This is a genomic window from Alkalispirochaeta alkalica DSM 8900, from assembly GCF_000373545.1.
GTDB classification, from domain to species: domain Bacteria; phylum Spirochaetota; class Spirochaetia; order DSM-27196; family Alkalispirochaetaceae; genus Alkalispirochaeta; species Alkalispirochaeta alkalica.
On sequence record NZ_KB891700.1, the window covers coordinates 41656 to 61557 of the forward strand.

Annotated in this window: 18 protein-coding genes, 2 tRNA genes and 1 pseudogene; 13 read left to right on the forward strand and 8 right to left on the reverse strand. The window is 59.4% G+C overall.

The window, feature by feature from the left end; genetic code table 11:
• Positions 1-51: 51 nt before the first annotated feature.
• Positions 52-1374 carry a class I SAM-dependent rRNA methyltransferase gene (locus B071_RS16155; RefSeq protein ID WP_018526162.1) on the reverse strand — a complete coding sequence of 441 codons (1323 nt, stop codon included), beginning with the start codon at positions 1372-1374 and terminating at the stop codon, positions 52-54.
• A gap of 40 nt (positions 1375-1414) precedes the next feature.
• Between B071_RS16155 and B071_RS0105800 the strand changes: the two genes are divergently transcribed.
• Both B071_RS0105800 and B071_RS0105805 read left to right on the forward strand, forming a co-directional pair.
• A complete protein-coding gene (locus tag B071_RS0105800) occupies positions 1415-1939 on the forward strand; it encodes a YfcE family phosphodiesterase (protein WP_018526163.1) in 525 nt (174 codons plus the stop codon).
• Positions 1936-3486 (forward strand): DUF5312 family protein, encoded by a 1551-nt coding sequence (locus B071_RS0105805; protein WP_018526164.1) that lies wholly within the window; start codon positions 1936-1938, stop codon positions 3484-3486. Before B071_RS0105800 ends, B071_RS0105805 begins: the two co-directional genes overlap by 4 nt.
• Before the next feature lie 57 nt (positions 3487-3543).
• Here the strand turns inward: B071_RS0105805 and B071_RS18310 are convergent, their stop codons facing one another.
• Complete coding sequence (locus B071_RS18310) at positions 3544-4167, reverse strand: metal-dependent transcriptional regulator (RefSeq protein WP_018526165.1); 624 nt, start codon at positions 4165-4167, stop codon at positions 3544-3546.
• Between the two features lie 255 nt (positions 4168-4422).
• Between B071_RS18310 and B071_RS0105815 the strand changes: the two genes are divergently transcribed.
• The 9 genes and pseudogenes from B071_RS0105815 (at position 4423) to B071_RS0105855 (ending at position 9986) form a co-directional block, all read left to right on the forward strand.
• Positions 4423-4650: a DUF3783 domain-containing protein gene (locus B071_RS0105815; protein WP_018526166.1), complete on the forward strand. Its 228-nt coding sequence runs from the start codon at positions 4423-4425 to the stop codon at positions 4648-4650.
• A 31-nt stretch (positions 4651-4681) separates the two neighbouring features.
• A complete protein-coding gene (hisC, locus tag B071_RS16165; RefSeq protein ID WP_018526167.1) occupies positions 4682-5770 on the forward strand; it encodes a histidinol-phosphate transaminase in 1089 nt (362 codons plus the stop codon).
• Between the two features lie 4 nt (positions 5771-5774).
• Positions 5775-6341 carry a PrsW family glutamic-type intramembrane protease gene (locus B071_RS0105825; RefSeq protein WP_018526168.1) on the forward strand — a complete coding sequence of 189 codons (567 nt, stop codon included), beginning with the start codon at positions 5775-5777 and terminating at the stop codon, positions 6339-6341.
• A gap of 18 nt (positions 6342-6359) precedes the next feature.
• Positions 6360-6432 (forward strand) — tRNA-Met (locus tag B071_RS0105830).
• Between the two features lie 271 nt (positions 6433-6703).
• Positions 6704-6925 carry a transposase domain-containing protein gene (locus B071_RS16170; RefSeq protein WP_018526169.1) on the forward strand — a complete coding sequence of 74 codons (222 nt, stop codon included), beginning with the start codon at positions 6704-6706 and terminating at the stop codon, positions 6923-6925.
• A gap of 697 nt (positions 6926-7622) precedes the next feature.
• Positions 7623-7931, forward strand: a complete 309-nt coding sequence (locus tag B071_RS0105845; RefSeq protein ID WP_026245023.1) for a hypothetical protein — start codon at positions 7623-7625, stop codon at positions 7929-7931.
• Between the two features lie 15 nt (positions 7932-7946).
• A pseudogene (locus B071_RS18985) lies at positions 7947-8090 on the forward strand (IS3 family transposase); the annotation flags it as partial.
• Positions 8091-8655: 565 nt separating this feature from the next.
• A complete protein-coding gene (locus tag B071_RS19560; protein WP_157703048.1) occupies positions 8656-8916 on the forward strand; it encodes a DUF3006 family protein in 261 nt (86 codons plus the stop codon).
• Positions 8917-8918: 2 nt separating this feature from the next.
• The gene (locus B071_RS0105855) at positions 8919-9986 is read left to right on the forward strand and encodes an MBL fold metallo-hydrolase (protein WP_018526173.1); all 1068 of its coding nucleotides are present in this window, start codon (positions 8919-8921) and stop codon (positions 9984-9986) included.
• A gap of 9 nt (positions 9987-9995) precedes the next feature.
• On the opposite strand, the gene B071_RS0105860 is transcribed toward B071_RS0105855, so the two are convergent.
• The 5 genes from B071_RS0105860 to B071_RS16180 form a co-directional block, all read right to left on the reverse strand.
• Complete coding sequence (locus B071_RS0105860; RefSeq protein WP_026245024.1) at positions 9996-11966, reverse strand: TRAP transporter permease; 1971 nt, start codon at positions 11964-11966, stop codon at positions 9996-9998.
• On the reverse strand, positions 11918-12409 hold the full coding sequence (locus B071_RS20250; protein ID WP_018526175.1) for a DUF1850 domain-containing protein: 492 nt from the start codon (positions 12407-12409) through the stop codon (positions 11918-11920). The genes B071_RS0105860 and B071_RS20250 overlap by 49 nt, the downstream gene beginning before the upstream one ends.
• Before the next feature lie 121 nt (positions 12410-12530).
• Positions 12531-13589: a TAXI family TRAP transporter solute-binding subunit gene (locus B071_RS0105870; protein ID WP_438829598.1), complete on the reverse strand. Its 1059-nt coding sequence runs from the start codon at positions 13587-13589 to the stop codon at positions 12531-12533.
• Positions 13590-13678: 89 nt separating this feature from the next.
• The gene (locus B071_RS0105875) at positions 13679-14254 is read right to left on the reverse strand and encodes an NAD(P)H-dependent oxidoreductase (protein ID WP_018526177.1); all 576 of its coding nucleotides are present in this window, start codon (positions 14252-14254) and stop codon (positions 13679-13681) included.
• A complete protein-coding gene (locus B071_RS16180; RefSeq protein ID WP_157703049.1) occupies positions 14251-15063 on the reverse strand; it encodes an AAC(3) family N-acetyltransferase in 813 nt (270 codons plus the stop codon). The genes B071_RS0105875 and B071_RS16180 overlap by 4 nt, the downstream gene beginning before the upstream one ends.
• Before the next feature lie 173 nt (positions 15064-15236).
• Between B071_RS16180 and B071_RS16185 the strand changes: the two genes are divergently transcribed.
• Together B071_RS16185 and B071_RS0105890 are read left to right on the forward strand one after the other, a co-directional pair.
• A complete protein-coding gene (locus tag B071_RS16185) occupies positions 15237-17285 on the forward strand; it encodes a methyl-accepting chemotaxis protein (RefSeq protein WP_018526179.1) in 2049 nt (682 codons plus the stop codon).
• A 222-nt stretch (positions 17286-17507) separates the two neighbouring features.
• Complete coding sequence (locus B071_RS0105890; protein ID WP_018526180.1) at positions 17508-19178, forward strand: methyl-accepting chemotaxis protein; 1671 nt, start codon at positions 17508-17510, stop codon at positions 19176-19178.
• Positions 19179-19750: 572 nt separating this feature from the next.
• On the opposite strand, the gene B071_RS0105900 is transcribed toward B071_RS0105890, so the two are convergent.
• Positions 19751-19823: transfer RNA gene (locus B071_RS0105900), tRNA-Val, on the reverse strand.
• Between the last annotated feature and the right edge of the window lie 79 nt (positions 19824-19902).

Consider the following 19902-nt stretch of genomic DNA (forward strand, 5'->3'; position numbering starts at 1 on the left):
CAGCAGGGTTGGAAAACACCCGCACGAGGCGGGAGCCCTATTGGAGATACCCTAATCTACCCGGAGAGCGAACCCTTTCAGGTACTCCGCTTCGGGGAAATGGAGGGGTACGGGGTGGTCCGGCCCCTGGGTGAATTGCCCCTCGATCCGCACCGTTTTGCCTGCGTCGGCGGCTGCCCAGGCCAGGGCGGTCCGAAAATCATCGCGGCTTATGGCCCCCGAGCAGGAGAAGGTCACCAGAAGCCCCCCCTTTCGCATCCCCTGAAGCGCTACCAGGTTCAGATCCTTGTAGGCACGAAGCCCCGCATCGCGGTGCTGCCGGGCCGGCACGAGCTTGGGAGGGTCCAGAACCACCAGATCGAATGATTCAAGCCCCTGAGGGAGGGCGTTGTTCCGAAGCAGCTCGAAGAGGTCGCCCCGGACTGTGTGGAGCCGCTCCGCAGGAGCCTGCTGGAGATCGCGGTTCGCCTCGACCAGCTGCAGCGCGGAGGCTGAACTGTCGGCGCACACCACCGAGGCGGCGCCCCCCGCCAGGGCGGTGAGGCCGAATCCCCCGTGATAGCAAAAAGCGTCCAGAACGCGCAGACCCCGGGCCTGACCGGCGACCCATCGGCGGTTCTCGCGCTGGTCGCAGTAAAATCCTGTTTTCTGACCCGTCCCGGGAAGGGCGTACCAGGAGAGGCCGTTCTCCTCCACGATGCCCCGGGCATCCCCGCCCTCCTCCTGGGGATTGCTCCACTGCCCCTGTAGCGGAGCTGTCACGCCTTCGCGCCTGAGCATCTCCCGGTCCGGCGCAAGATAAACCCGGAGGGGGTCCGTCAGACGGACCAGCTCCTCCTGAATCCATTGGCGATTATCCCAGGCAAAGGCACTGGAAATTTCCAGAACCAGGGTACGACCCAGCAGATCCGCCACGAGACCGGGAAAGCCGTCGGCCTCGCCAAAGACAAGGCGGAAGGCTCCCTCAGAGTGATCCCGGCGGAGGTTCTCCCGCCGATCCACGGCGTCCCGCAAAAGCTGGAAAAAGGTTTCTCCCCGTATCGGGATCTCGGGATTTCGGGTTATCATACGAAGGGCGAGGCGTGAAGAGCCGTTATAGATACCCCACCCCAGAGGACGCCCCGAGGGGTCACAGGCCAGGGCGGGCCGGGTGTGGTGCCACACGAGAGGGGGGGCGTGCACCATCTCGATGACCGCCCCGGGGAGGCCCGCTGCCCGGGGAGCTGTCCCCAGGGCGTTGCGAAATACCCAGGGGTGGCCGTTGCGGACGGGTTTGATCCCCTTGGGCGAGAGCCGAAGCTCCAGAATCTGTCGGGCACTCTGGTCTTTCGGGGTCGTATTCTGTACGCTCTGGTTTTGCGCGTGTTTGTTCACGGAAGAAAGCCTACTACACCTTTGCCAGGAGGAGGAACCGATGAAGATTGCAATCATGAGCGATATCCACGACAACATATGGAACCTGGAGCGAGCCCTGCAGCAGGTACAGGAGCAGGAGGCCCAGGCCCTGCTCTTTCTGGGTGATTTCTGCGCGCCCTTCACCCTGGATCAGCTGGCCCGGGGGTTTTCAGGCCCGATTCACGCCGTCCTGGGCAACAACGACGGAGACCCCCTGCTCCTGAGCAGGATCGCAGGAGAACACTCCCAGGTGACCCTCCACGGGCACTTTGCAGAACTCACCTTTGAAGGGGTGAAGATCGCCCTGAACCATTACCCCGAGATCGCCCGAGGCCTGGCCCACTCCCGCCTCTACGACGCGGTCTTCAGCGGCCACGATCACCAGCGCTACCAGCACACTCTGGACCAGACCCTCTGGGCAAATCCTGGTGAGGTCATGGGCCGGTTCAGCAAACCCTCGTTTGGCCTCTTCCACACGGGAGCACGATCTTTCAGCCATATCGACATCGACCTCTCCCGCCGGGTCGCCGGTCAGGGACAGTGAGAAAGAGCGAGCGTTACACCGTCCCCTACCCGCCGGCAGAGCCGGCACCGGAGGGGACCTACCGACAGCGCTTTCAGGAGTTCCCTCCTTGGTACCGCTGGTACCTGCGGGTCCTGGCGCTGCTCCACGGGGCGTCGGTGGAACAGACCGTTCGGCGTCACGAACTGCAGGAACTCCGGCGAAACCTGACATCCCTTGCCCGGGATGTTCTGGACCCCTCGGTGCCGGCCCTGTTGCCCGGCTTTCATCTCCGTCTGCGGAGTCTGGAGGTAAAACGACGGCGTTTGATCCCTCTGCTGCGGGAGGTTCAGGGCGGGAACAGGGGCAGGTTTCTGGCAGAGACCCTGGCGAGGCAGGACCAGAAAACCCATCAGGCCCTGGAAGAGGCATCGGCCATACCCGAGACGCTTCTGGATAGCACCGAGACGACCCTCGCCGTAGCCCGCGAGGCGGTACAAAACCATCTCCAGGAAGAGTTGGAGGTCCGGCGGCACCGGATCGAGGAGACTCTCTCGCCCCTGTGGAGCGCCATCACCGCCCTGAGTATCCTGGTCAGGGTCGATCTGGAGTCCCTTCTCCCCCCGGCCGAACAGGGCATGGTCCGGACACCCCTGCGGGTGGTCCAGACACCGCTTCAGGAGCTCTACCAGACCATGGAACTTCTCCGGCGCGAACGGAATCTGACCGCCACGGAGGAGCTCTGCGATTTCGCCCGTCGTCGTGCCCGCCTTCCCTCGCCGCCCCCCCGGGAAATATGGCAGGAACTGGAGGAGTTCCGGGGTGCCGTGCCGCTTCTGGAAATCACAAAACTGGCCTGGGAAGAGCCCTATCTGGAAATCAGACCCCTGCTGGTCCGCAACGAGTGGTGGCAGGTCTTCCACCAGACCTGGATCGCCAGGGCCACGGAACGAACGGGAGCCCTTCTTCTCACCCACCGGACCGAACGGGTCAGGGAACGGCTCTCGCAGGTCTTCCAGGCGGGCGGGTCGCCTCCGTCGTGGCTTCCTTCTGAACTCTACCCGACCACGCTCGGTTTTGTCCTGCTTCTTGGAGAGAGCGAGTTTTTTCACGATACACGGCGCGTGGTGACCCAGGTTGTGATCGATGCGGTCTTTCAGCACCTGGATGTTCGCAACGCCCTGCACCAGGCCGCACTCCAGATCGATCAATCCCTGGACCGCCTCTCGTCGCTCATGGGGAAAGGAGAAAAGCGGGGAACCCTGGGAGAGGAGCTCCTGAGAATCCGGCGCAGATCGGGCACCTCTTCTCTGGCCCGGCGGCAGCTCTCGGAGCTCTACGAACAGCACCGGCACCGGATACGGACAGCTCTGGAGGGTTTCATGGAGGCCCTTGTCACGGGGAGCGTTCTCATTGACCGAACGCTCTCGGGCGCAACCCCGGCCTTCGACTACCAGATGGTACAGGCCCAGAGCTTCAGCGGGGACTTCCCCGCCCGGGAACTGCTCCAGACCGTGGCGACCCATTGGGCTCCCCTGGGCAGGGAACTGCGGGCACTCTACACCCTGGAGGCCACGGCGGGCCCCTAACCTGAAGCACCCGGATCTGCCCGAGGCCAGGCAGAACGGGAGAGGAAAGCGCTCGAGCTAATCGATCCCGTTGGGAAGCCTGGAAACGGGAGATTTGGGGCGTGACGAGGCCCTCTGCCGGGGCGTTTGCTCCGGACCCTCGCCGGCGGTGGGGACAGGGCCGGTATTATGAGAAACAGCCTCCTGGAGGGAGACATCGTCGCCTTCATCGGCGCAACGCCCACTCGGGCCGTGCATGCCGTAGAGATGCTCGCAGAGGTGGCGGCAACCGGGGTCCCAGTCAAAACGCTTTCCGGGATTGTTGCGGTAGAAGTTGTTGAACTGCACCAGCCTGCAGAGCACATCGGCAGGCAAACTTTGTTCGATCTGGGCCGAGACCTCCTGGGCCCGCTCGTGGGGAAGCCCCAGGGCAAGCTGGAGGAAATCCTGGGTTGCCCGATGCTTGAGAAGGAGCTTGCGGGCAAGGCCGTCCCCCGCGTCGGTGAGGCTTACGTAGCCGTAGGGCTCGTAATTAATCATGCCCGCCTTCTCCAGTTTCTGGAGCGCCCCCGTCACGGAGGGCCGACTCACCCCCACCACCTCGGCGATATCCTTGGAGCGGGCGACCCTGTTCTCGGCAGCCAGGTGGTAGATCGCCAGCAGGTACCGGCCAAGACTCTCGGTAATCTGTTCTGTCTGCATGAAAGCTCCTTATTCCAGTACCTGCCCCGCAGGGATACCAGGGAAAGATCGGCCAAAGGCCATAGCAGGCCTCGGGAACGCCCCGGAGGCGGACATATATAGTATATCACGAAGGAAACAAAATTTGTTAGTCTGAACCGACACCGGCCTGAGGGGTCTAAAATAAGAACGTTTCCGAAAAAAGTCAAGAACGCAGGCTCTTGCGGGCGCAGCCCCCCCTTGGCGGAGGCTACCGGTTCTGCGTACATTTTCAGCATGAGCGAACGAGTCATTATCATGCACGGCTTTGAGTACACAGAGATAGACCTGATCATGCGGGCAGTAAAAAAAACCCTGGAGTCACCCCGGGACGTGATCTTCGCAAAATCCACGGAGAACTCCCTTACCATGAAACTCTCCGACCTGATCGAGGATCTCAGCCAGGACCACGCCTACCTGAAGGAGAACCCGCCCCCCATCGCCAAAGACCCTTCCGGGCGTTGACCGGGGCCCTTCCAGAGCCTACTATAGAACGGTGAAAACACGACAGATCCTCGCTGATATTCCCCCCTATGTCCCCGGGGAACGACACCCCGGGGCGATCAAGCTCTCGTCCAACGAGAACCCGCTGGGCTGCTCGCCTGCAGCGCTCGAGGCGATCGCTCGGGCCGCAACGGAGGCTCATCTCTACCCCGATGGATCGGCGCAGGCCCTGAAGCAGGCCCTGGCGGAAGAGACGGGCCTGTCCCCGGAGCAGATCATCCTGGGCAACGGCTCCGATGAGGTTCTCACCCTGATCGCGGCCGCCTACATCAACCCCGGAGACCGCGTCCTGGTGGGGGCCCACACCTTCTCGCAATACGCCTTCGCTACACGGCTCTTCGATGGCCGGGTGGAGGCTGTGCCGATGCCGGAGCTCTCCTTCGATCTGGACCTGATCATCGGCCGTCTTGAGGAACCGGGTCAACCGCCCGTCAGGATCGTCTTCCTCTGCAGCCCCAACAATCCCACGGGGCTGACCATCTCCCAGGACGATCTGGAGCGCTTTCTGGCGCGCCTGCCCCCCCGTGTTCTGGTGGTGGTTGATCACGCCTATCTGGAATTCCAGGAGGATCCCGCCAGCTGCGACGCCCGGCGGTGCCTGAAGGACTACCCCAACCTCGTGGTACTTCAGACCTTCTCGAAGCTCCACGGCCTGGCAGCGCTCCGCGTGGGCTACGGGCTGGCCGCACCCGAAATCATCCGTGCCCTGCACCGCGTCCGCTCGCCCTTCAACGTGAACAGTCTGGGCCAGGCAGCGGCTTGTGCCGCGCTGAAGGACCGGGACTTTATCCGAACCTCCCTGGAGACAAATCATCAGGGTAGGGCTCTGATGAATGCCTTCTGCGAGCGGAGCCACCTGCCCCACACTTCGTCGGAGGGGAACTTTATCATGCTCCGTATCCCCGGCGAGGCCCGGTTCTACGCCAACCTCCTGGCTCAGGGGGGTGTCACGGTGCGGCCCCTGGGCAGCTTTGGCCTGCCCCAGTGGTTGCGGATCACCATCGGAACCCCTGAACACATCGCCACCCTGGAGGCCCTGATGAAGCCGCTCCTGACAGACCCTCCGGGAGTCCCCGGGTAAAACCGTGAGCGGGACCTCCCTGGGAGTCAACATTCCGGCCCTCCTCTGTTCCGTGATGGTGGTGGTGTGGCTCGTGCCGGGGGGGTCCTGGAGAGACTTCCTGACGGGCGCTTGTGCTGCAGTGGGGGCACTGCTGATTTTTCTGGCGGTGCGCCGGTTATTTCCGGGGACGGGGCTCTGGCTTCCTCGGGAAGAGGCCCTGATGCGGCTTTTTTTGATCGCGCTGGTAGAAGAGGGTGCCAAGTACTGTGCGGTTGCCCCCTGGCGGCGTCCTCTTTCCCCGGCACGGAGCGCACTGCGCGGCTTTGGTTTTGCTTCGGCGGAGAACCTGCTGTTTCTGCTGCTCTCTCCGGGGCTCTTCCTGCGCCGCCTCTTTTTGGCGGGAGCGCTCCATTGCAGCACGGCCCTTCTCTACGGCCGTCCCTGGGCCTGGACAAAAAACGGACGCCCACGCCCCTCTACCCGGGGAGCAGCCCCCCTGGTGGATTCGCTTCTTCTGCTTGCCGGAACGGGTATCCACTTTTGTTACAATCTTCTGGTACTGGGGCTTGACGCATATCTGCCGATTTGATACCTTCTGCACACACGACGCAGGGTAGAGCAGTTGGCAGCTCGTCGGGCTCATAACCCGGAGGTCGCAGGTTCGAGTCCTGCCCCTGCTAAATACAGGTTCTTTCCAAAAGAACCTACGAAGACTCCCGGTATAACCGGCGCTCTTCTCAATTCATCTTACAGATGGCTATTATAGATAGTCGCTGTCAAGGAGGCTGAGATGGGACGTCGGTTTTCTGTTTTTAGACGCAGAGGGAGCAAAATTTACTACGCTCAGATGAGGTTCTTGCAAAATACGCTAATACGCTATGACGCGGGCAAGTGACTCCCTTTTCCACGCGGCGGCGTAGCGGCGAGTGGCCTGTTTTCCGGAAAAACTGGATGATGAGCGGCAGTCCTGCCGGGGCGGCGGCTTCCTGTGCAATCTTCTCGCTGGTTGAAACCGCGAAGGAGAACGGCCTTGAACCCTTCAGTTACCTGCATTACATCTTTCAGCGGGTTCCTCGCATCACAAGCCCTGCAGGCTGGGACGAGCTTCTGCCCGGGAATTTGACCCGGGAACAGCTTGCTGTCACGCTTCCCTCTCCCCTGAAACACTCCTGAGATCGTCTTTATTCTGACCCGGCTCTGGCAGTCCAATAACCCTGCCGGGGTGGGGAGAATTGTCGCTTACGATGCCGCTGGCCGTTCAACGTATTACGTGCTCCCGGAGGCAGCACTGAGGAAGCATCTGGCAAACAAGGCGTCGCGCCAGTGGCGCACAGACGCTCAGGAATAGATTGATAGTCAGCATCCAGCGACCGCAAGGGCTCGGCAAAGAGCATCAGCGCCTGCGCAACAGAACTCGCCGGATACCGGAGCAATTCCCCGTAGACCAGGGCGTCATTGCCGCCGCTGGAGAGGATAAGGTGCGTCGTTTCTTCCGGGAGCTCGCACACCTACCCGAAGAAAACAGGTTACCAAGGGACCTCCAAGGAAGATTCGATAGTAATCGAACCTAATAATGTATTGACATAAGGCGACGTACCGCTCATTCTTTTACGGTGGAAGTTCGTTGGAACACCGAAAAGAATCGGGAGCTATTGAAATCTCGCGGGGTCTGTTTCGAGATGGTTCTGGAGAAAATCGTTACGGGTGACTTTATCGGACCTCAGAAGAATCCTGTCAGAACCGACCAGATGCGCATTCTGGTATTGTTGAACGAATACTGGCATGTCGTTCCTCTGGTGGTTGATCAAACTGGATGCTGGTTCCTGAAGACCATTTTCCCTTCGAGAAAAGAAAACAGGAGGATGAATCCATGAAAAAAACAAACGCTTTGCAGTCTCTGGACCAGGAAGAGCAGTGGTACGAGGACCACGCAGATGAGTTTACTGATATGCCCGAACACGTTCGAGAATCGCTTGTTACCGCTGCTGCGAGATCTGTCCGAAAGACTGAGCGAATGAACATCCGTATGACAAAGACGGACATGGACGCCCTTCGAGCTCGAGCGTCAGCGGATGGGATCCCGTATCAATCGCTGGTGACCAGCGTTCTTCACCGGTACAGTGTCGGAACGCTGGTGGATATCAACGAAGCCCGGAAGATACTGAAATCTGAGTCGTAGGCCAGCGGGACGAATTTGTCCGACGGAGAGCGCCCGATAGTCCATTCAGATCGGGGGAGCCACTACCGCTGGCCGGGATGGATTCGCAGAATGGAAAAGGCGAAGTTGACCCGCTCCATGTCGAAGAAAGGGTGCTTACCCGATAACGCGGCGTGTGAAGCTGTCCCTCGGGGGTCTGAGCCCGGTTGAATACCGCCAGGCCATCGGAAAGGCAGCGTAAAATCAGTCCAAGGAAAGGTCCGCACGCCCGTCCGCATCCCCCATTCTACAAGAAAGCCGGGCACTAAACATAACACGGCGTAATGCGCTGCGCTCACTACGTTCGCTTGGCCTTCGGCACATTTTCACCTTCGCTATCGCTACGGTGAAAACGTCGCATACGCCGGGAACGTTACACGAAATAAGGGTGAGAATAAAAGCAGGGCCGTTGCTCAGGAGGCCCTAATTCAGATAATGCCGTCCTGGATACTCCCACGTCGTTGGCTACTCCTGTTACAGCCACCCCGAGCTCAAGCACGGGGGCTCCTCGGGCCGTACCATCCTTGCAGGAGGCCCTATGCCCGCACAACCGAGTCACACCGTCTGCGTCGTCGCGTCCCTCTGGCTGCTCTCCCTGCTCCCGGGATACCAGGCCGAATCCAGCCCCGTCGGGAAGCCCCCATCCTCCCCGGCATCATCCCGGGAACACCCTTTCGCCCTGTTTCCGAACGTGGTATTCTTGACTATGCACCAACCGGAGACCCTCATTACGATAGACGCCATCTCCCGGGAAACGGCCCGGATTGAGACCGCCAGCGGCATCTGTTACGAGATCCCCGCTGCCTGGCTCCCCGCCACGGCCAGGGAAGGAACGGTTCTGACCCTCTCCTGCACGACAGAAGGGGAAACCTCGGCCCTCACCTTTGCCTGCGACCATATCCGTACCGGCGATACCCGCACCCGCATCAGCTCCAAACTGGACGAACTCCGATCGAGGAGCCCCTGACCATGAAAAGCCCCCTGCGACCAGCCCTGATCCTCGTGGTGGTCCTCGGTCTGTTCCTCGTGGCCACACCCGCAACAGGGCTGGAGCCTCCCCTTCTGGAGATTCACTGTATCGATGTCGGCCAGGGCGAAGCAGTCCTCCTGCGAACAGAGACAGCGGCCATTCTCGTTGATGCGGGAATCGACGGGACCGTAGCCGCCTACCTGAATGACCGGGGGGTCCAGCGACTTGATCTGGCGGTGGCCACCCACGCACACGCCGACCACATCGGTGGATTTCCTGCCATTCTTGAACAGTTTCAGGTGGACCGGATCTGGTACAACGGACAGACCCACACTACCCGGACCTTCGAGCGCTTTCTTGACGCACTTCTGGAATCTTCGGCGATCTACCAGGAACCGCTCCGGGGAGAACAAATTCGGTTTGGAGAGCTGATTATCACCGTTCTGCACCCCGAACGATCGGCAGCAGACTACTCCGGGCACCTGCACGACAAGAACATCGTTCTCCGCGCCGATTTCGGGAACTTTTCGATCCTCATCACCGGCGACGCCGAGGTCCATGCCGAGAAGGATCTCCTGGTCAGCGGAATGCCTCTGGCAGCCACAGTGCTCCAACTGGGCCACCACGGGTCACGGACCTCATCGAGCAAAGCCTTTCTGAAAGCCGTATCCCCCGAACTGGTCTTTTACCAGGCGGGCCGGGAAAACCGCTACGGCCACCCCCACGGGGAAGTTCTGCTCCGGGTACACCGATATCTTCAGGCCCGCCTCTACGGCACCGACACGGGGGGAACGCTGGTAATTACCAGCGACGGCTCATCCTGGGAGATATCCACCTCTCGCACAGCAGGAGAGACGGCCCGGCCCCTGTGCATCGACCTCAACACCGCCACCATAGCGGAGCTCTCCCGACTCATTCATGTCAGCGAGACCAGAGCCCGGCAGATTATGGAGCGCCGTCCCTTTCGTTCACGGGAGGATCTTCTGGATATTCCCGGGATCGGATCCGGACGGCTGCAGGAGATCGAGGAACAGGGGCTCATCTGCCCCCTGCCGGGGGCAGAGTAACGGCCCCACTTATGGAGCCAGGCTCTCTGCCTCGGCCCGCTTTGCCGCCGACACCAGGAGCAGCTGCCCCATCACGGCCAGCCCCAACAGGCCGATACCAACCAGATCCATGCGAACATTCGGAATGATGAGCAACAGGGCGGCGGCAAGGAAGCACGCCCGTTCCCAGAGTCTGGTGGGCAGCAGAAAATACCCCTGTACCGCGCTGGCAAAGGCCACCACGCCAAGACACGCCGTGGTCACCGCGATAACCGCCTGCAGGGGCGCAACGTTGATCAGGAGCAGTTCAGGGCTCATGGCAAAGATGAAGGGTATCAGAAACCCCGCCGATGCCAGTTTGAGAGCCTGCACCCCCGTCTTGAACGATTCCCCCCCGGAGATGCCGGCGCCGGCGTAGGCAGCGAGCGCCACAGGAGGGGTCACGTCGGCGATCACGCCGAAATAGAGGATAAACAGGTGCGCTGCGATCAGGGGAACACCCAGCTGCACCAGGGCGGGAGCAGCCATCGTAGCCAGCACGATATACTTTGCTGTGGTGGGCAGCCCCATCCCGAGAATTATCGAGGCAAACATGGTGAGGAGCAGTGTAGGAAAGAGCCGCCCCCCCGCAAGACTCACCACCAGATTTGCAAAGGTCAGGCCCAGGCCGGAGAGCGTTACGATCCCCACGATTATTCCTGCGCAGGCGCAGGCCGCAGCAACGCCGATCGCCTTGATCGCCCCGTCCTCGAGAGCAAGAAAAACATCACGCCACCCTATGCGCGTATGCTTGCGGAGCATACACACCACCAGAGCCAGCAAGATACTCAGAAAGGCCGCGCGCAGGGGAGAATAGCGCATCAGAAAAAGCACCACCGCCACCAGAGGCACCAGCAGATGAAAGCCCTTGAGGAAGGTCTGCTTGCACTGCGGCAACTCTTCCCGGGGGATTCCCTCGAGCCCCCGTTTGGAAGCCTGGAGGTGAACCATAATCATCACACCCAGATAATAGAGCAAGGCGGGGATGACGGCGCTCCCGATTATCCTGATGTAGGGTATATTGGTGAACTCCGACATTATGAAGGCCGCAGCTCCCATTACGGGAGGAAGAATCTGGCCACCCGTGGAGGCTGCCGCCTCGACAGCACCGGCAAAGTTGGCGTGGTAGCCCACCTTCTTCATGAGTGGAATGGTGAACGCCCCGGTGGTGACGGTGTTGGCAATGGAGCTGCCCGAGATGGACCCCATGAAACCACTTGCCAGGACAGCCGCCTTTGCAGGCCCCCCTTTCTTGTGACCAGCTGCGGCAAAGGCAAGATCGATAAAGAACTTGCCCACGCCGGTCACGTCCAGAAAGGAGCCAAAGAGGATAAACATGAAGACAAAACTGGCAGAAACCCCCAGGGGCGTTCCAAAGATACCCTCGGTTGTCATGTAGAGCTGATTGATTACTCTGGCCGCGCTGTAGCCCCGATGGCCCAGCGCGCCGGGAATATAGCCCCCAAAGAGGGCATAGGCGATGAAAGCCAGGGCAATAACGGGCAACTCGGGACCGATACTGCGTCGGGCGACCTCCAGCACCAGGAGAATCGTGATCAAGCCGAAGACCATGTCCACCGAGGTCGGCATCCCACCCCGCCGGACCAGGCTCTCGTAGTTTAGAAGAATATAGCTTGTCACGATAACCCCGGCCGCGGCCAGAACCCAGTCCAGGAGAGGAATGCGGTCTATCGCCGACTTGCGGGTAGGAGGATACAGGAGAAATCCCAGAACAAAGACAAAGAGGAGGTGGACAGCCCGCTGCTTCATGGTGAGAAGTGAGCCGAACCCTGCCGTGTAGAGATGAAAGAGCGACATCGCCACAGCTCCCAGGGCGATCACCAGAGCCAGCTTCCCCGCCAGCTTGCGCATATGCGACGAGGCCTCGAACTCGGCCAGGGTCTCCTCGATATCTATCTTTTCGTCAAAACTGTCATGAATACTTGTTGGACGTTCTTCCATACGCTGCTATACCCCCCGAAAAAAAGAAAATGCCAGAAAAAACTTCGTGTCGGCTTCACAAGAACCAGCGAGCCCGGCGGAACCATCTCGATGAGCCTGAACGCCCCCCCCTCTCCCGTCAGAATCCGATGATCTGCGGTTCGGCCAACCCTCAGAGGCAGTTCAGACAGCTCCAGATCAATGGCGTCGAGGACAAACATCCCGTCACGATGAGTGAACCCCCCGGCTTCCCGGGCGGGTAACCCTGCCCCAAAGTCACGGTAGATTGTCCGCTGCAGGCGCAACAGACCACAGGGGGTGATGATAAAAATCTCCGAGACGAGACTGCGCGCCACAGAATGGCGATAAGTCAGGTGGATCTCGCTGCCTGCGGCGACCGGCAGGAACCTGGCAACCCCCTGCTCGGGCTCCAGCCGGAGCCCTTCCAGCGGCCACAGGAGCAAGACCCCTGCTACGATTCCTGCCAGGCCTGCGANCCTCGCCAGACACAGACCGGCCCGGGAAGCGGTAAAACACCCGCCCGATGGCCGAAGCCACCCTCCCGGGCGCGCTGGAGCTGCTGCTCTAGAGCCCCATCTCGGAGTAATAGCGGGCAGCCCCGGGGTGCAGTTCCAGCGACATTCCGTCCTTTGCGGTCTCGAGCATTACATCACCACCCCTGCTGTGCGCAGCGGCCAGCATATCGAGGTTCTCGAAGAGTGCCTTGGTTATATTGTACACCAGATCATCGTCCAGCCCCTTCCGTACGGTGAGCATGGCCATGACAGCCACGGTCTCCACATCATCGCTCTGATTCCGGTAGGTTCCGGCGGGAATACTCACCTGGTTATAGAAGGGAAAATCAGCGATAAGACGCTGGGCCACTGCAGGGTCGATAGGGACGATCCGGACGGAATGGGTAGTCGAGAGGTCGGTCACTGCGGCCGTGGGCGTACCCGCTGTGAGGAAGGCCGCCTCGACATTACCGTCTTTCAGGGCATCGGCTGCCTCGGCAAAGGAGAGGTAGTCGGCCCGAATATCGTTGTAGCCGATCCCGTGAGCAGCCAGGACCTGCCGCGCGTTCGCTTCCACTCCGCTGCCGGGAGCTCCAACAGCTACACGCCGTCCCCTCAGATCCTCAACGCTCGTGATATTGGAGTCCAGGGTAATGATCTGGACAACCTCGGGATACAGCGTGGCCACACCCCTGAGATTGGTCATGGCAGCTACATCGGAGAACATCTCCGTCCCCGTGAAAGCGTAGTAGGAGATATCGTTCTGGATAGTGGCAAAGTCAACGTCCCCGTTGTTCAGGAGGTTCACGTTTTCCACCGAGGCACCCGTGGATTCGGCATTAGCCGTAACATCGGAGACCTTTTCGTTAATAATGTTGGCAAAAGCCCCGCCCAGAGGGAAATAGACCCCGGCGGTTCCTCCCGTTGCAACGGCCAGACGGGTCGGACGCTGACTCGTGCGGTCGTCTCCGCAGGCTGTGGCAAAAATTACCGTGATCAGGGTGAGGGCGGCTAGAAGACTGATGGTACGGGTTNCTTTCATTGGATCTCCAGAATTATTGTGTGTGTGATATGCATAAAAGACCCCCATGCATGCATAAAATGCCGGGGACGACGGAAAATTATGCATTGCGTTTGGCCGTCTTGTCAAGTGTTCTGTCGATTAATAAATATATCCATTCGTTCTTCTTTCTCACCCACTGTGGCAGGAGCGGGCTCTCAGGCCAAACCGCCGAGCCTGCGGATTTCCCGGAGCCATTTCCGGCGCTTCTCCGGAGCCGACATTTTTACCGATCCAAAATAGCTCCGTGCAACGGGCCGGACCCCGCAAAAGTGCATGATATCTTTCATCATTTTATACCCGGGATCACCAGCCACCATCCTGTAGTACAGGGGAGGCGAGTCCATGGTGCTGATTACCCGTGCCGACCTGTTACAGAGCAGCTTGTCCCAGGAGACGACCTTGGCGCCCTTCTTGTATTGAAAGGCGAACCCCGGGAGGAAGACCCGCTCCACAAAGGCCTTCATCAGGGCAGGAGGGGCGGCCCACCAGGTGGGATAGAGAAACACCAGATGGTCGGCCCAGAGAATACTCTCCCGGGCCATCGCGAGATCGGGTTCGAGGGGCTGATTCCCGGCGTAGCCCTGGTGCAATACGGGATCAAACGAGAGCTCACCAAGATCGATACGACGGAGTTCGCTCCCCGATTCGATCGCTCCCGCGCAGTATTCGTCGGCCAGGGCATTGCAAAAACTCTCCCGCGAGGGATGGCCAAATATCATAAGCTGTTTCATGGGTCTCTCCTTCTTTCCGGTTCTTCTTCAGCTCCGGGGTCTTCAGAACCAGGATCTGCAGGATCGGGATCCACAAAAAAGAATGGGTCTTCCCGGAGTTTTTCCAGGACCAGCCTCTTCAGTCCCGGCCCGTCCAGACGAACAGCAGAGGCCCCCAGGATCGGGCCGGTGCGCATACAGGAGTGTATATCGAGATCCATGATCCGGTCGTATCTGTGGGAGTAGCCGTGAGCGATAAACCCGTGGGTTCTGTATTCTTTCCGATACACTCTGCCCTGGGGGTCCCTGATTGTAAAGAGACAGTCCTCTCCGTACAGATAGGGGGGCTCCAGGTATTCCTCAAGCGCGTGCATGGTGGTATTGGGCCGCACCCCGCAGCCAATCATGAGGATCGACCCTTCGGTCTCCACCAGCTTGCGAAACGGTGAATGACGGCCGCAGGGGGTGTGATCCTTCTCGTGGTCGGCCAACAACTCCAGGGCACGCCTGCCCGTGGCGCACACCGAATGGGTTGGATGGATACTCCGGAGAACCCCCTCCATGGTGCGGAAAAACTCCGGGACAGCCCCCACATTTACCGGTGTCCGCCGGGGATCGAAGATATCAGGAGGTCTCAGAGTCCAGCTCAGAGCGGGCATGAGAAGCGTTCCCCGCTCCCCGACCGCCCCGCGCAGCCCCCGGATCACCTCCCCGATCCCCCCGGGCACAGGCCCCAGGGATTTGAAGGAGGAATGAACCAGGATCGTCTCCCCCGGAGAAACCCCCAACCTCTCGAGGTCTTCTGCTATCCGCTCGCAAAACTCCGGCATCGCAATACCCCCAAACAGGGAACGGACCAAATTTTGATCTTTCCATCCCCTTGCCTTACAGTGGATATAATATCCTAACCGGAACAGGGAAGGCCCGGGAAGATCCCGCCATCGACAGCCTGCGGGGCACCGTTCCCTGTCCCGGGGGGAGACCCATCTGAAGGGGGGACAGTGTGCTCAAGAACATGAAACTGGGAGCAAAGATAGGAACCGGCTTTGCTATCGTTCTGACCATCGCAGCAGCCATAGGGATCTTTGCGGTAATCAACATGATGCAGATCCAGGACGACAGCATCGCCCTGGCCGAGGGGTATGTCCCGGAATGGGTGCTGGCGGGAGAGGTCCTCGAACACCAGCTCCTGGCGGGATACTACGCCGGATCGTACAGCTTCAACTACCAGCGGGAATGGCTGGAAAACGGCCGCGGCGAGATAGAAAACCTGAACCGCGTTCTCCGATCGGGACGCCAGGCCGCACTCGAATCTGCCCATCAGCAGGAGCTGGTACCGGTACTCGACGAGGTCACGGGCCTGGTTACGCAGTATACCCGGGCCCTGGACCTCACCGAGGGGGCCGTAGACGCAATTCTGGCGGCCAGGGAGAGGATTCACCGCGAAGGGATCCGTTTCGAGGAACAGATCATGGCCTACGTAGACTCCCAGACCGATGCGATGTACCGGCAGATCGAAGCAGCCGATACGCAGGCTGAACTTCGCATCCGACAGGACCGGATCAACGCGGGTAACGACATACTGGATCTGGGGAACCGGATCCTTCTGAATACCTGGCGAGCCGAGGCGTACCAGGACGCAGAATCAGTGCTGGAAGCATCGCAGGATGCCGACCGGCTGGTCTACCTGGTGGAGGACCTGATACGAGTCACCCGGCAGGAGGTTAACCTGCGTCAATTGGCTCAGGTGCAGGGAGCGATAGAGGAGTACCGGGCTGCTGTGCTGGGCCTCGTCGCTGCTGCTGAAGAGGCCCACGAGGCGCGACAGGAGCGGATGGAAGCCTACTATGCCGTTCTCGCCATAGCCCAGGATTTTCTCGATGAGGCAGCGGAGTCTACAACCGGTGTAGCCCGCGCTGCGGTGGAACGGATAGCTACCGCGATCCTCGTGCTGATCATCGGCCTTGTTCTTGCGCTTCTGGCGGGAATGATTATTACCGTCACCATCACCCGACTCATCACCGGCCCCGTCTATAAGGGCGTTACCTTCGCCCGGGAACTCTCGGAGGGCGATCTGACCACCCGGCTGGAGATCGACCAGCGCGATGAGATCGGAGTTCTGGCTCGATCCCTTCAGGACATGCGTGAAAAACTTGTCCGTGTCGTGGGCGAGGTGAAGGCTGCCGCATCAAACGTCGCCACCGGCAGCGGAGAGATGTCCAACTCGGCCCAGCAGCTTTCCCAGGGGGCTACCGAGCAGGCTGCAAGCGCCGAAGAGGTCTCTTCCTCCATGGAACAGATGAGCTCCAATATCAGACAGAACTCGGATAACGCCGAAGAGACCGAGAAGATAGCCCGCAAGGCGGCAAAAAATGCCGAGGAAGGTGGTCTGGCCGTGACGAAGACCGTCACAGCCATGCGGGATATATCCGAAAAAATCGGCATAATCGATGAGATCGCGCGAAATACAAACCTTCTGGCCCTGAATGCGGCGATCGAAGCAGCTCGAGCTGGCGAGCACGGCAAGGGCTTTGCCGTTGTGGCAAGCGAAGTCCGCAAACTGGCGGAGCGCAGCCAGAAGGCGGCTGGCGAGATCGCAGACCTGTCACGAAGCAGCGTGGACGTGGCTGAACAGGCCGGGCAGATGATCAGCGCGATCATCCCCGATATCCAGAAAACGGCCGAACTGGTTCAGGAGATCGCCGCTTCGAGCCGGGAACAGAACTCCGGGGCAGACCAGATTAACCAGGCCCTGATGCAGCTTGATCAGGTAGTTCAGCAGAACGCTTCGGCCTCGGAGGAGATGGCGAGCATGTCCGAGGAACTGAACGGCCAGGCCGAACAGATGAAAAGCAGCGTAGCCTTCTTCAGGATCGACGAGGGCGTCACCAGGCCACGGACGCTCCCTGCGCCGGGAAAATCTGCCGAATCACCCGGCCAGGCCGGGAACCGGACCGGAAAGAGCACGGGCCTTGCCCTGGCAGAGGAGCCCTCCCTCTCCCGGCGAAAGACGATCCCCGATCACGACGATGAGGAGTTCGAGACCTTCTGATGTATGCCCCCGGTTCTCCGGAAATGCCCTGCCAGCGGGGGGACAGAAAAAACGCCGTGACCCCCCTGTGTCAGGATTGTTGTGCGTAGACGGGAGGGAGGAAGAGCTCGACTATGCAGTCGAATACAATCCATTGTATTATATATAGTACACTAAAGCTTTGAGAGCTAATATTTTGAAGGAGGTACTGTGCGACCAGAGAAAAACAGCAGAAGTAGCAGAATGGGTATAATATTGATGGTGGCCACCTCGTGGCTGGTGCTGCTGGCATTGCTGGCGGCGTTTGTGGGAGTGTTGCCGCTCTGGGTGGCTCTGATTCCGGCTGTGCCGGCTGCGCCTGGCTCACTGGTAGTATTAGGTCGGCGCCGGCGCCTTGACGGGAAGCAGGAGCAGGAGATCGCTGCCGGACATGCGGCGTCGGAGACCTATGAGCGGTTACGTGACAGAATTGTCGAGCTGGTGAAGGACAATGATGACCAAGCCCAGGATTTGATTGATGGCGTTCGGCATGCGCTGACCATGAACCAGCGCATGCAGAGTGGCATAGATGAAATCAACGAACAGACCGAGACTGTCAATCAGCGTTTGCGGGATACCACGGCAGCGATTGAAGAGATCAATGCCACAACCGAGAGCTTTACGCAACGAGTTGAATCCCAGTCTTCGGCCGTCGTTCAGACCTCATCTGCCGTGGAGCAGATGAACGCCAATCTTGGAAGTGTTTCCAAGATAGCCCGCCAGCACCGGGAAAAAGCCGCTCAGCTGGCCGAGCTGGCCAATTCTGGCGAGTCCCAGGCCGAACAGACCAATGAGCTGATCAAACAAATTGCCGGACATATCGATGCTGTTCAGGCCGCCATCGAGGTTATCAATGGGGTTGCCGGACAAACAAATCTGCTCTCAATGAATGCAGCGATAGAGGCGGCTCATGCCGGAGATGCAGGCCGGGGCTTTGCGGTGGTGGCGGAAGAGATCCGCAAACTGGCCGAGTCGACTTCCTCGAATGCCGTCAGCATTGGCTCAACTCTGAAACAGATTGTCAGTGGCATCCACGAGGCCGAGGAATATGTGGGACAAAATCTCGGATATTTTGTGCGGGTTCGAGAAGATGTCGACCAGACGGCCAGTGCTTTTTCCGAAATAGATCACGCCACTGATGAGATTTCCCAAGGTAGCCAGGAGGTGGTCAAGGCGACCACAGAACTGGTTACGATTACCGAGGAGATTCAGACTGGCAGCCGGGAGATCGCTGAAAGCATGTCAGAAATTACCGGAGCCATGATGGAGATCCGACAGGCCAGTCAGACCACTAATGTGCGCAGCGAGCGAATTGATGAGTTACTGGCCAATAATAACGGGATTCTATCAAAACTAGCCAATGCCAGCATGCGTGGGGTGCAGGCGGTACAGGACCTCGAAGAGGAATTGTATGGCGAAGAAAATGTCAGCATGAATTCCAACATGGTCGCCCTGAATCATTTGCAGTGGCTGACGCGTGTGCGCCGCCTGATTGATGGTGGCGATTACCGGTCAACATGGAAATCATCCAGTTCAGGGGCCTGCTGGCTGACGAGATGGCTGCAAAGCGATGAAGGACGCCAGTACAGCCACCAGCGGGTTTATTCTGAGCTGGTTACCATTCACAGCGACTTCCACGGCAAGGTAGAGCAGCTGGTCGAACTGACACGCAACCAGACACCGGCTCGTCGCAGTGATGAGGACGAGGAAGCGCTGGAGGTGAGGTACAAGCAATTGCTGGAAGCTGCCGAGAAATTTATCGAGGTCCTTGATCGACTCGGCGATGAGGTCGACAGGCATGCCGAGGAGACTAAGCAGGAGGCGTTGGCCGAGCAGGACGAAGAACTGGCTGTGGATATCGAGGAGGCCGACTGAGATCAGATCCAGCCAGTGCGTGGTGACCGGAGACAGGGCTTTGGATCTGTCTCACCACTACCTGCGAGTAGCCGTGTAGACATACAATACTTTAGGTCTGAATGCCTCGAGAGAGAAAACACGTCTTTATAGGAGGCAATCCCATGAAGACTGGGTATGCCACTCAGTTGGGACATTTCCATCTGCCACGAGCTGCTTCACATGAGGACACCGGTCCCAAACGAAATACGGATCAAGGAACTCCCGGAGCGTGAGTCCACGTTTATTGTACAGGATTGCTCGCTGGTACTGTTCTGCCGCGTAGTGATTGGCGTCTGAGCGGTTTGTTGCCTGGCCTTTGGAGTTGCGTTTGATCTTGATACCGGTCGACTCGTAGTCGCGCCAAAAGCGAAGCCGGTAATACCAAACCCCCGTTCCACGATCAATGACAGACCATTCTTTCGGGGGTCTTCCCATACGTGCCATGCTTTAAATGATACTCGGTGAGATGACTTTATTGCAACTTTATTGCATCTGGCTAAAAAAGAAAAACCCTTACAAAGCTAATTTCTTGCTTTGTAAGGGTTTAAACGTGGGCGAAGAGGGATTTGAACCCCCGACATCCTGCTTGTAAGGCAGGCGCTCTCCCAGCTGAGCTATTCGCCCGTAACGCCGGGAATATAGCACACCCCCGAGGGCGCGTCAACAGGTTCTGCAGATTGTCAAGGCAGGATTGTCAAAACTC